The 12,169-nt window shown below is 59.4% G+C and carries 11 protein-coding genes; 7 read left to right on the top strand and 4 right to left on the bottom strand.

What is annotated here, in order from left to right; translation table 11 throughout:
- Positions 1 to 142: 142 nt before the first annotated feature.
- Together choX and betC are read right to left on the bottom strand one after the other, a co-directional pair.
- Complete coding sequence (gene choX / locus F8N96_RS24095) at positions 143 to 1,063, bottom strand: choline ABC transporter substrate-binding protein (RefSeq protein ID WP_150799940.1); 921 nt, start codon at positions 1,061 to 1,063, stop codon at positions 143 to 145.
- Positions 1,064 to 1,079: 16 nt separating this feature from the next.
- Complete coding sequence (gene betC, locus F8N96_RS24090) at positions 1,080 to 2,594, bottom strand: choline-sulfatase (protein ID WP_150799939.1); 1,515 nt, start codon at positions 2,592 to 2,594, stop codon at positions 1,080 to 1,082.
- Between the two features lie 114 nt (positions 2,595 to 2,708).
- On the opposite strand from betC, the gene F8N96_RS24085 reads away from it, so the two are divergent.
- Entirely contained in the window at positions 2,709 to 3,659 is a 951-nt protein-coding gene (locus F8N96_RS24085) for a choline sulfate utilization transcriptional regulator (RefSeq protein WP_150799938.1), read from the top strand.
- 10 nt (positions 3,660 to 3,669) lie between these two features.
- On the opposite strand, the gene F8N96_RS24080 is transcribed toward F8N96_RS24085, so the two are convergent.
- Positions 3,670 to 4,335, bottom strand: a complete 666-nt coding sequence (locus tag F8N96_RS24080) for an NAD(P)-dependent oxidoreductase (protein ID WP_150799937.1) — start codon at positions 4,333 to 4,335, stop codon at positions 3,670 to 3,672.
- Between the two features lie 84 nt (positions 4,336 to 4,419).
- Here F8N96_RS24080 and F8N96_RS24075 point away from each other — a divergent pair, with 84 nt between their 5' ends.
- A complete protein-coding gene (locus tag F8N96_RS24075) occupies positions 4,420 to 4,746 on the top strand; it encodes a DOPA 4,5-dioxygenase family protein (protein ID WP_150799936.1) in 327 nt (108 codons plus the stop codon).
- Here F8N96_RS24075 and F8N96_RS24070 read toward each other — a convergent pair whose 3' ends face one another.
- Positions 4,747 to 5,148 carry a GFA family protein gene (locus tag F8N96_RS24070; RefSeq protein WP_150799935.1) on the bottom strand — a complete coding sequence of 134 codons (402 nt, stop codon included), beginning with the start codon at positions 5,146 to 5,148 and terminating at the stop codon, positions 4,747 to 4,749. It abuts the gene before it with no gap.
- A gap of 415 nt (positions 5,149 to 5,563) precedes the next feature.
- On the opposite strand from F8N96_RS24070, the gene F8N96_RS24065 reads away from it, so the two are divergent.
- The 5 genes from F8N96_RS24065 (at position 5,564) to F8N96_RS24045 (ending at position 12,168) form a co-directional block, all read left to right on the top strand.
- Positions 5,564 to 6,871, top strand: coding sequence for a CitMHS family transporter (locus tag F8N96_RS24065; protein WP_150799934.1), 1,308 nt, complete (start codon positions 5,564 to 5,566; stop codon positions 6,869 to 6,871).
- Positions 6,872 to 6,956: 85 nt separating this feature from the next.
- Positions 6,957 to 7,724, top strand: coding sequence for a TerC family protein (locus F8N96_RS24060; protein WP_150799933.1), 768 nt, complete (start codon positions 6,957 to 6,959; stop codon positions 7,722 to 7,724).
- A 219-nt stretch (positions 7,725 to 7,943) separates the two neighbouring features.
- Positions 7,944 to 9,602, top strand: coding sequence for a Na/Pi cotransporter family protein (locus F8N96_RS24055; RefSeq protein ID WP_150799932.1), 1,659 nt, complete (start codon positions 7,944 to 7,946; stop codon positions 9,600 to 9,602).
- A gap of 84 nt (positions 9,603 to 9,686) precedes the next feature.
- A complete protein-coding gene (locus tag F8N96_RS24050) occupies positions 9,687 to 11,063 on the top strand; it encodes a M16 family metallopeptidase (protein ID WP_150799931.1) in 1,377 nt (458 codons plus the stop codon).
- A 76-nt stretch (positions 11,064 to 11,139) separates the two neighbouring features.
- On the top strand, positions 11,140 to 12,168 hold the full coding sequence (locus F8N96_RS24045; protein WP_150799930.1) for a DUF5924 family protein: 1,029 nt from the start codon (positions 11,140 to 11,142) through the stop codon (positions 12,166 to 12,168).
- Position 12,169: the final 1 nt, after the last annotated feature.

Here is a 12,169-nt window from a genome sequence, read left to right as displayed (position 1 = left end):
AAACATCAGGGTGGTGTTTCAGTTGTCATGGCGCAAGGTCAAAAATCGATTCGCGAGCCGGCTCGCTCCCACAGGGAAATGCGCGGTCCTGTGGGAGCGAGCCGGCTCCGGGCGGCGTTCCGACGATGGCGTCAGTCGAACCTTACAGCTTGGCTTTGACCGCCGGCAATGCATCCTTCCCGTCCACGGTCTTCACCCCGTCCAGCCATTTATCCAGCACCGCCGGGTTGGCCTTGATCCAGGCCTTGGCTGCATCGGCATTGCTGATTTTCTTGTTCACCACCTCAGCCATGATGCTGTTCTCCATCTCCTGGGTGAACCTCAGGTTGGTGAGCAATTTGCCAACGTTCGGGCAGGCCTGTGCATAACCTTTGCGTGTCAGGGTATGAACGCTGCCGGTATCACCGAAATACTTCTCGCCGCCTTTGAGGTAATGCATTTTCAGCTGCACGTTCATCGGGTGCGGGGTCCAGCCGAGGAAGGTCACGAACTTCTGCTTTTTCACCGCGCGGGAGACTTCGGCCAGCATGGCCTGCTCGCTGGACTCGACCAGCTTCCATTGACCCATGTCGAAGTCGTTCTTCTTGATCATGTCCTGCAAGGAGATGTTGGCCGGAGCGCCCGAGCCGATGCCATAGATCTTCTTGTCGAACTTGTCGGCGTACTTGTTCAGATCGGCAAAATCATGCACACCCGCGTCCCAGACGTAATCGGGGACGGCGAGCGTGAACTCGGTGCCTTCGAGGTTCTTCGCCAATTGAGTGACATCGCCCGTGGCCACGAACTTATCGTAGAAGCCCTGCTGCGCTGGCATCCAGTTACCCAGAAACACGTCCACCTGGCCATCCTTGAGACCGCCAAAGGTGATCGGCACCGCCAGGGTGTCGACCTTGGCCTTGTAGCCCATGCCGTCCAGCAGAAAACCGGTGATGGCGTTGGTCGCGGCAATGTCGCTCCAGCCGGGGTCGGCCATCTTCACGGTGTCGCAGCTTTGCTCGGCGAACGCCGAGGCGCTGCCCAGCGCCAGGAGCCCTACCGTCAGTACTGTGGATAACCTTTGCATGGACTTCCCCTTAACATTATTGGTTTTGGCAGGGTTGTGGATAACGGGCTTTGCGCTCCAGATCATCAAGGTCGATGTGGTTGCGCATGTATTGCTGACTGGCGTCCACCAGTGGCTGGTGATCCCAGCTCTTCAGCTTGCCGATGGTCAGCGCTTGGGCGACAAAACGCCGACGACGCTGGCTCGCGAGCACCTGTTGGTGGATCGCCGGGATATTCCATTTGGCCCGCGCTTCGGCGAGAAATTCCTCGAACAGCTGCAGATGTTGTGGCGACCGGCTGAGTTCTTCCTGTTCACGCGGGTCGTTGTGTACGTCGAAGAGTAGGCAAGGGTCGTCTTCGCTGTAGATGAATTTATAAGCGCCGCGACGAATCATCATCAGCGGGCTGATGGTGCCCTCAGCCATGTACTCGCCAAAGACTTCATCGTGACCGCCCTGCCCTTGCAGGTGCGATACCAGCGAGCGACCGTCCAGTGGCAAGCCTGGTTCCAGTGAGCCGCCAGCCAATTCCACGAAGGTCGGCAACAGATCGGCGGTGGATACCGCTGCGCTGACCCGGCCAGCGCCGAATTGCCCGGGTGCACTGATCAGCAGCGGTACCCGTGCCGCCATTTCGAACCAGTGCATTTTGTACCAGAGCCCACGTTCGCCGAGCATGTCACCGTGGTCGCCGGAGAATACGATGATGGTGTCATCGATCAGGCCGGTTTCTTCGAGGGTTTGCAGGAGTTTGCCGACATTGCTGTCGATATAGCTGCAAGCACCGAAGTAAGCGCGGCGCGCATCGCGGATTTTATCCACAGGCAGTGGTTTGTCCCACAGGTCATAAACTTTCAATAAGCGCTGGGAGTGCGGATCCAGTTCGGTCTGGGCCGGGGTTTCGGGCAATGGGATGTCGGCGTTGGCGTACATATCCCAAAACGCTTTAGGAATGGTGTACGGATCATGTGGGTGAGTCATTGAAACGGTGAGGCAGAAAGGCTTGTCGCCATCCTCACGGATGTGGTCGAACAGGTATTGCTGGGCCTTGAACACCACCTCTTCATCAAAATCCAGCTGATTGGTGCGCACGCACGGCCCGGCCTGCAGTACCGAGGACATGTTGTGGAACCAGGTCGGACGCACGTCCGGTTCATCCCAGTTCACCGACCAGCCATAGTCGGCGGGGTAAATATCGCTGGTCAGGCGTTCTTCATAACCGTGCAACTGATCGGGGCCGCAGAAATGCATCTTGCCGGACAAGGCCGTGCGGTAACCGAGTCGACGCAAGTAATGGGCATAAGTCGGTACATCGGCGGGGAAATCGGCTGCGTTGTCGTAGGCGCCAATCTTGCTCGGCAACTGACCGCTGACCAGGGTAAACCGCGATGGCGCGCAGAGCGGGCTGTTGCAATAAGCGGCGTCGAACACCACGCCTTCGGCGGCGAGGCGGCTCAGGTTGGGCAATTTGATGGGCGAAGGGCCGTAGAACGGCAACATTGGCGCGGCCATCTGATCGGCCATGATGAAAAGAATATTCTTGCGCTTCATGTGATCGCGGCATTCCATAGTGAATATTTATGCGAGAGTGCTGGGATCGAGCATGGAGTCCGCCTACTTTGTGGTAAAGCCCATGCGCGGCAATGACTAGGATAAGCACAGCTTATGTATGACGCCCTTGGTGATTTGTCTCTGGATCTACTGCGCGCCTTCGAAGCCGCAGCCCGTCAGCGTAGTTTCACCGCCGCGGCGGTGGAGCTCGGCACGACGCAGCCGGCCATCAGCCAACAGATCAAACGATTGGAAGAACAGTTGGGAACGCGGCTGTTCGATCGGATCTATCGCGGCATCGAATTGACCGAGGCCGGGACAATACTTTTTCAGCAGGTTCAGGCAGGTTTGCAGAATATAGACGCTGGATTGAGTGCGATCAGTGCACAGCATCAGCACGAGGTGTTGCAGGTCGCCACCGATTTTGCCTTTGCCGCCTATTGGCTGATGCCGCGACTGCATCGGTTTCACGCCGCCAACCCTCAGGTCGATGTCAGCCTGGTCACCAGCGAACGCAGTCTCAACATGCTGCGCACCGATATCGATGTGGCGGTGTTGTTCGGTGATGGCCGATTCAAACAGGGTGAAAGCCATTGGCTGTTCAGCGAGGAAGTGTTCCCCGTGTGCAGCCCGCTGCTATTGAAGGATCGCCCCCTGCCCTTGCCGGTTCAGACATTGCTGGAATTTCCATTGCTGCACCTGCGCGGCGAAAACAGCAGCAACTGGTTCGACTGGAGCGGCGTATTTCGCGAGCTGGGTCTCTCGTCGGCGCCAGCACCGGGGCAATTGCGCTTCGACAATTACACCTTGCTGATTCAAGCGGCGATTGGCGGACAAGGCGTTGCGATCGGCTGGCGGCACCTTGTGGATAACTTGCTGGCGCAAGGCTTGTTGTGTCGCCCGATTGCTGAATCGGTGATTTCCAGGCTGGGTTATTACGTGGTCCTGCCACAACGCAAACGGCGTGGGCCGTTGATTCAACTGTTCGTGGACTGGTTGATGGCCGAGCAGGCCAGCAGTGCGCAATCACTTAACGGCTTGCCTCTACCCTCGATTGCCGTGTGATAGCGATCTGTTACGGTTCTGACGTCGCAATGAAATTCACATGCTCACCAATGTGCAAATTCAGGTGCAATTCATCGGCAATCCCGATCGCTACCCGGTTCAACCGGGCCAGCGGTTCGGCCAGACCCGGTTCCAGGCTGCTGCTGACGTGGCTGAAATGTTCGATCGTCAGCCCTGGCACCCCCCGCGGCGCATTCACCAGCGTCCAGTGCAAGGCACTGCTTTGCAGGGCCTCGCGGATTTCTTCGGCGGCATGGCGCTCCAGTTGATCCTCGATCTCCGGATCATCCAGCACCTCGAAATCGCCCACCAGAAACAGCCGGGCAATACCGGCAGCCTGCATACCGGCGATCAATGCATCCACTGCCAGCACCTGTTCGACGGGGCCCGGCACGATGGTTTTTTCCACATGCTCGCTATTGAACGGCAGACCCGGTGCATCCAACAGACAAACGACCGCAGAGCTCCCGGCTACGCTTTGCTTGACTCGCTGCGCGTCGAACAGATCGCCGGTCTTGGTCCGCAAACCCGGGCGCGGCGCGAGCGCGGTGAGGTCATCGAGAATGGCGATCACTTCATGCTGGCGCCGTAGCATTTCAGCCATCAGCGCACTGCCCAGGCTACTCATGGCACCATAAAGCACCACTTTCACCACGGGGGTCTCGGCATTTTTCATGGCTGCGATCCTTGTTTCCTACGTATATGGCGTGTGACCTGTAAGAAACGGTGAGGGTTCGAACGGGTTTTCAGAGGGTTCCAAATGCAACCGATCATGGGTTACCACGCACATGTCTATTTTAACGCTAGCACTATCGAGCAGGCGCGCACCTTGTGTGAGCAAGCGGCCAGGTTATTCCCGCTGAAGATGGGGCGAGTCCACGAACGCCAGGTCGGCCCGCACCCGGACTGGAGTTGCCAGCTGGCTTTCGAGCCGCAGTACCTTGGCGACGTGCTGCCGTGGCTGGCGCTCAACCGCAAGGGTCTGGTGGTGTTCCTGCACCCGGACACCGGTAACGATCTGCTCGACCATACAGAGCACGCGATCTGGATGGGCGCGATTCGTCCGCTGGACCTGTCTGTTTTTTGATCAGAGGGTTTCTTCAGGCTCAGACGGCAAGTGCTCGTCCAGATGCAGCCACGGTAGACGGCTGTCAGTCCAGATGTGGCGCTCGGCCGGTGCCTGTTCGGGATGATCGAGCGTGGCGATGGTCACGTCGATGCTGTCCGGACTGAGATGAGTCACCAGCGCCAGCTGCGCCCCACAGTTGCGGCAGAAGTATCGGGCGCAGGTCGAGGAAGAGTCATACCGCGCTGGCTGCCCGGTCAGCCATTGAAAGGCCGACGCGGGGACGGTGATCCAGGTGGTCACAATCGCGCCGCTGACCCGCCGACAGATCGAACAATGGCAATGGGCGATGTCATGCAACGCCCCACTGAATTGATAGCGCAGTTGTCCGCAGTGGCAACCGCCGGTATGAATTTCGGCCATGTTGTTCCTCCTCATGTATCTGTATCGACTCCTTCGCGAGCAGGCTCGCTCCCACAGTGGATCATCAGTGGCCACCGACCTGTGGGAGCGAGCCTGCTCGCGAAGGCCCTCACTCGGTCTTCCTCCCTTGCCCCGGTCCGACGACCGGTTGCACATCCGGTCAATGCTTTCATCCGCGAAAGCTGGGTGAAAGCTTGCGCGATTAGGATCGCCCCACTACCGGCAACAGACCGGTTGGCCAATGCCAGTGTTTTATCGCTCGCACAGCCCATTTAACAACAACAATGGTGATCCTGATGTCTTCTGCTACTCGCCGCTTCGCCGCCACTCCACCCGTACGTCTTGTGCTTCCCGTTCTGCGCTGACCCCTATCGGTTCGCCCATTCCCTAGCCGCGCTATGCCTGGAGTATTCCCATGCTGACTTTCCTTGGCTTTGCCATGGTCATCACGTTCATGTTCCTGATCATGACCAAGCGCCTGTCCGCGCTGATCGCGTTGATCATCATCCCGATCCTGTTCGCCCTGTTCGGTGGGTTCGCGCCGAAGATCGGCCCGATGATGCTCGAAGGCATCACCAAGCTGGCGCCGACCGGCGTGATGCTGATGTTCGCCATTCTCTACTTTGCCCTGATGATCGACTCCGGCCTGTTCGACCCGGCCGTGCGCAAGATCCTCAAGCTGGTCAAGGGCGACCCGCTGAAAGTATCGGTCGGCACCGCCGTGCTGGCGCTCGTGGTGTCCCTCGATGGTGACGGCGCGACCACTTACATGATCTGTGTGGCCGCCATGCTGCCGCTCTACAGCCGCATCGGCATGAGCCCGCGGATCATGGCCGGTCTGATCATCCTCGCCGGTGGTGTGATGAACATGACCCCATGGGGCGGTCCGACCGCGCGTGCGGCCAGTGCGCTGCACGTCGATCCGTCCGACATCTTTGTGCCAATGGTGCCCGCGATGTTGGCCGGTGTCGTAGCGATCCTGGCGATTGCCTACTTCTACGGTAAGCGTGAACGTGCCCGTCTGGGGGAATTGCACCTGGTGGGTGATGAAATCGACCACAGCGAAATCAGCGTTTCCCAGTTTCCGGATGCCCGCCGTCCGAAGCTGATCTGGTTCAACGGCGCCCTGACGCTGGGCCTGATGTGCACCCTGGTCGCCGGCCTGTTGCCGCTGCCCGTGTTGTTCATGGTGGCCTTCAGTATCGCGATGATCGTCAATTACCCGTGCCTGCAACAGCAGAAGGACCGCATCTCGGCCCACGCCGGTAGCGTGCTGGCCGTGGTCGGGCTGATCTTTGCCGCGGGCATTTTCACCGGTATCCTCTCGGGCACCGGCATGGTCGACGCGATGTCCAAAAGCCTGCTGGCGGTAATCCCGGACTTCCTCGGCCCGTACCTGGCCGTAATCACCGCGTTGGTGAGCATGCCGTTCACGTTCTTCATGTCCAACGACGCATTTTATTACGGTGTGTTACCGGTGCTTGCCGAGGCCGCCAGTCACTACGGAATTACCGCGGTAGAAATGGCACGTGCCTCGATCGTCGGTCAGCCCGTCCACTTGTTGAGCCCGCTGGTACCGTCGACTTACCTGTTGGTGGCCCTGGCCGGTATCGATTTCGGTGATCATCAACGGTTCACCTTGAAGTGGGCAGTGCTGGTTTGCCTGTGCATACTGGTCGCCGCATTGCTGATGGGGATTTTTCCGCTGTTCAGCACTCTATAAGCCCAAGACTCACCATGACGGGTCCGGCTTCGTGGTTTTGAAGTCCGGGCCCGGCCTGGTTTAACAATCGCTCAAAGGAATACACATGGAATGGCTGACCAACCCTGAAATCTGGGTTGCCTTCTTTACCCTGACCGCCCTGGAAATCGTCCTGGGTATCGATAACATCATCATGATTTCGATCCTGGTCAGCCGCATGCCCAAACACATGCAGCAGCGCACCCGGATTTTCGGCCTGGCCCTGGCCATGGTCACGCGGATTCTGTTGTTGCTGTCGATCACCTGGGTCATGCGCCTCACCGCCGACCTGTTCGAAGTGTTCGGCCAGGGGATCTCCGGGCGTGACCTGATCCTGTTCTTCGGTGGTCTGTTCCTGCTGTGGAAGAGCTCCCAGGAGATGTACCACGCGCTGGAAGGCGAAGATGAAAGCAGCGACGAGCCTTCGGGCAAGGGCGGCAACTTCCTCTACACCATCATCCAGATCGCGATCATCGACATCGTGTTCTCGCTGGACTCGGTGATCACCGCGGTGGGCATGGTTTCCCACGTACCGGTCATGGTTGCAGCGATCATCGTTGCGGTGCTGGTGATGATGGTTGCTTCGCGCACCATCAGCGAGTTCATCGACAAGCACCCTTCGCTGAAAATGCTGGCGCTGTCGTTCCTGTTGCTGGTTGGTACCGTGTTGATTGCCGAGTCTCTGGATGTGCATCTGCCAAAAGGCTACGTCTACTTCGCCATGGCGTTCTCGCTGGCGGTGGAGACCATCAACATCAAGCTGCGCACCGCGATGGCGAAAAAGCGCAAACAGCCGGATCCGGTGAAACTGCGCAAGGATGTTCCGGGTCAGTAACCCGAATGCCATGTGATGACAAAGGGGCCTTCTGGCCCCTTTTTCATATCTGCTCTGCATCAAACTGTTTTCATGACAGTTTTGTTTCAATCACTTCTTTAGCTATGCGATGCTGGCGCCCAGACCGTTAGCCAACTACAGCTTAAGTACAGAACGTAGAAAAAAGCGCGGCACCGTCAACTTTGCCCCACTGGGGCGCTACCACCACAGGGGGCCTGCATGCTCACCCTGCTCAATTTGTTATCAGCCGTGGCCTTGTTGATCTGGGGCACGCACATCGTCCGAACCGGCATCCTGCGGGTCTACGGTTCCAACTTGCGCCACGTCATCGGCCAGAACATGTCCAGGCGCTGGTTGGCATTCATCTCGGGAATCGTGGTGACGGCCATGGTCCAGAGCAGCAACGCCACCGCCATGCTCGTCACCTCCTTTGTCGGTCAGGGCCTGATGGCGCTGACCCCTGCCCTGGCGACCATGCTCGGGGCCGACGTGGGCACCGCGCTGATGGCGCGGGTGCTGACCCTCGACCTGTCGTGGCTGTCGCCGCTGCTGATCTTCCTCGGGGTGATTTTTTTCCTGTCCCGCAAACAGACCCGGCTGGGGCAAATGGGCCGCGTCAGTATCGGTCTGGGGCTGATCATTCTGGCATTGCAACTGATTGTCGAAGCCGCCGCGCCGATCACCCAGGCCCAGGGTGTGAAAGTGATCTTCGCCTCACTGACCGGCGATATTCTGCTCGATGCCCTGGTCGGCGCACTGTTCGCAATGATTTCCTATTCCAGCCTGGCTGCCGTCCTGCTGACGGCGACCCTGGCCGGTGCAGCGGTGATCAGTCTGCCCGTGGCCATCGGCCTGGTGATCGGCGCCAACATTGGCAGCGGCATCCTCGCCTTCCTTAGCACCAGCATGCAGAACGCCGCTGGCCGCCAGGTTGCGCTGGGTAGTCTGCTGTACAAGCTGATAGGCCTGCTGCTGATCATTCCGGTACTCGACCCGTTGGTGCACTGGATCGATAGCCTGGACTTCAGCCCCCAGGAAATGGTCATCGGCTTCCACCTGCTCTACAACACTGCCCGCTGCCTGATCCTGCTGCCCAGTGTCGGGCCGATGGCCAGGTTCTGTGCGTGGGTGCTGCCGGAGCGGCCGCAAGTCAACGGCACCGCCAAACCGCGTCATCTTGACCCGACCGCGTTGGTCACCCCCAGCCTGGCGCTGGCCAACGCCGCCCGCGAAACCCTGCGCATCGGCGATCTGATCGACAACATGCTTGAAGCCATGCTCGACGTGCTGCGCGGCAAGCAAACCGCCGTCACCCAGGAAATGCGTCGCCTGACCGATGATGTGGAGTCGCTCTACGGCGCCATCAAGCTCTATCTGGCGCAAATGCCCCGGGAAGACCTCAGCGACCAGGACAGTCGGCGCTGGGCGGAAATCATCGAGCTGGCGATCAATCTCAAACTCGCCAGCGACCTGATCGAGCGCATGTTGCGCAAGGTTCAGCAGCAGAAAACCTCGCAGCGCCGGTCTTTTTCCGAGGTCGGGCTGGAAGAATTGGCGGGGCTGCACCACCAGTTGATAGCCAACTTGCGCCTCGGGTTGTCGGTGTTCCTCAGTGCCGATAAGGAAAGCGCCCGCCAGTTGCTGCGGGAGAAACGTCGCTTTCGCGCGCAGGAGCGCCGTTTGGCCCATGCGCACGTCAGTCGATTGCAACGTAAGATCGTGCAGAGTATCGAGACCAGTTCGCTGCACCTGGAGCTGATCGCGGACATGAAGCGACTGAACTCGCTGTTCTGCAGCAGCGCTTATGTAGTGCTGGAAACGACGGACACCGGCGCACTGGTTGTCGATGATTTGGCAGACACTACGCATTCGCCTTGAACGTCTGGCAGAGTGGTCAGTCAGTAACATTGATTCGACCTGAAGGATGACACGGATCTCCGATCGATTGCCTGGAAGCCAGCTATGCGTTGCCTGTTGTTCGCCTGTCTGTTACTCGGTTCATTCCCTTCATTTGCCCTGGATCGCTTCCAGGTTGAAGGCTATACCCTGCCCAACGGCCTGCAATTGCTGCTCAAGCCTGGCACGGAGCGCGGGCATGTGGCGATTCGTCTGGTGGTTGGCGTCGGTATCGATGATTTCAGCTGTGCCGACAAGGAGCTGCCGCACCTGCTCGAGCATTTGCTGTTCACCGGCATCGATGCCACTGGCGAAGGCGGCCTGGAGGAACGCATGCAGGCCCTGGGCGGCGAGTGGAACGCTTTCACCAGCAATGCCGACACCACATTCGTCATCGAGGCCCCGGCGAAAAACCAGCGTAAGGTCCTCGACCTGTTGTTGGCGCTGCTGACCCAGACCCGAATCGACGACAACTCGATCAATGCCGCCAAACAAGTGGTCGAGCGCGAAGACGGTGGCCACTACACTCACCTGCAACGCTGGCTGGATCGCCAGGACCTGGGCCATACGGCGAGTAATCAGCTGGCCGTGGAACTGGGCCTCAAATGCCCCGAGCGGCCCGAAGTCGATTACCTGACCCGCGAACAACTGGAGACAGTGCGCAAGGCCTGGTACGCACCCAACAACATGACCCTGATCGTGGTCGGCGACCTCGACCGCCTGCTGCCGGCTTATCTGGAGCGAACCTATGGTGCGCTTGAGGCGGTCGAGCCTAGCGATCACCCGCCCCTGCCGGACATCAAGACCAGCGCCGCCCATGAGCGCACGCTGAATCATGGTTTCGTCGGCGGTGCTGCCAAGTTGCACTGGCTGGTACCGGAGCCGGTGCAGGAGGATCAGCACGATCAGACCTTCGACTTGCTCAAGGACTATCTGGACTGGGCGCTCTACCGCCAACTGCGCCTGACCCATGGTTTGTCCTACGGCCCCTCGGCCGAGCGCGAGGTGTTTGGCGGAGTGGGCTTCATGAGCCTGAACGCGGACCTCGACCGCGATGACGTGCCCGAGGCCAAACAGGTACTGGAGGAATTGAAGGCCGGGTTGCTCAAGGACGGCCTGGATGCCGACACCTTCAACCGTCTCAAACAGGCCGCCATCGCCCGCCAGGCCTGGGCCGTGCAAGGTAACAGTGCATTGGCCGATTATTATTGGAGTGCCCTTGGCAGCTACGAGGACGGCCGTTTCATCGACCCGGCCAAGGAACTGCGAGGGGTGACGCTGGTAGAGGTGAACAAGGCCATGCGTGAATTGTTGCTGCAACCTGGCTATCTGCGGATCGAAAAACCGTTGATGAGCGATGACCAGTTTATGTGGTCGATTGCCGGGGTGATGGGGCTGATCGTCCTGGGATTGCTGGGGTGGCGAATCCACCGCAGACGGTAACCGTTCCCCCTCGCCACACCGCCCACCGGGCGGTACTCTGTCGAGGATTTTTCCCACGACTATTGCGAACCGCCGAATGCCTACCCTGACCCTTTTCGTACAGCGCATCCTGGAATTGATGAAGCGCTATCCAGGGGTCATTGCGCTCGGCGGTTTCATCTCCGGGGTCGGCAGCTTCATGCTGGTGGATCGTCAGCAAGGCCTGGCGACGTGGATCACCATCATCATGCTGATCAGCTGGATCTGGCTGATGCTGGAAAACAGCCTGACCAAGCTGTTCGCCAGGATCTTCAACCGCGAAATCCCCCGGCCGTTGCTGCGTTACGCCACGCAGATGATTCACCAGGAAAGCCTGTTCTTCGTCCTGCCATTCTTTTTCATCACCACCACTTGGAACAGTGGCCAGTTGTTCTTTACCGGGATGCTGGGCATTGCCGCACTGATTTCCATCATCGACCCGCTCTACTACAAGTGGCTGGCGCCGCGCCGCTGGGCGTTCCTGGCGCTGCATACGCTGACGCTGTTCGCGGCACTGCTGACCGCCCTGCCCGTCATCCTGCACCTGACCACTTCCCAAAGTTTCAAACTGGCTTTGGGCACCGCAGTCGTGCTGTCTTTCCCGAGCCTGGCGTCGATCTTCCCGATCAGAACCGTGCGCAACGCGCTGGCCATCCTGAGTATCACCGTGGGCATCGGCGGTGTCGGTTGGGTGCTGCGATCGTGGGTGCCGCCGGCAACGCTGTGGATGACCGATGTGGCGATCAGCACCCAAATGCAGGACCGCACTCCCGGCGACAGCCTTGATGAGGTCAGCGCCGAGCAGATTCGCGGCGGCGGTCTGTACGCCTACACCGCGATCAATGCCCCGCGGGGTCTGGACGAGCGGATTTATCACGTCTGGCAGTTCAACGGCAAAGAGGTCGACCGCATCGCCCTGGATATTCACGGCGGGCGCAAGGAAGGCTACCGGGCCTGGACCCACAAGCAGAACTTCCCCGGCAACCCCGCGGGCAAGTGGCAGGTTCGGGTGTTGACCGAGGACGGCCAACTGATCGGGGTGCTGCGCTTCGAAATCACGGACAGCACATCGGTCAAAGCAAAGTAAG

Origin of the sequence: Pseudomonas fluorescens, assembly GCF_902497855.1 — a bacterium.
GTDB classification, from domain to species: domain Bacteria; phylum Pseudomonadota; class Gammaproteobacteria; order Pseudomonadales; family Pseudomonadaceae; genus Aquipseudomonas; species Aquipseudomonas fluorescens_BI.
The sequence above is the reverse complement of the archived record's forward strand: the minus strand, read 5'-3'. Positions and strand labels throughout refer to the sequence as shown.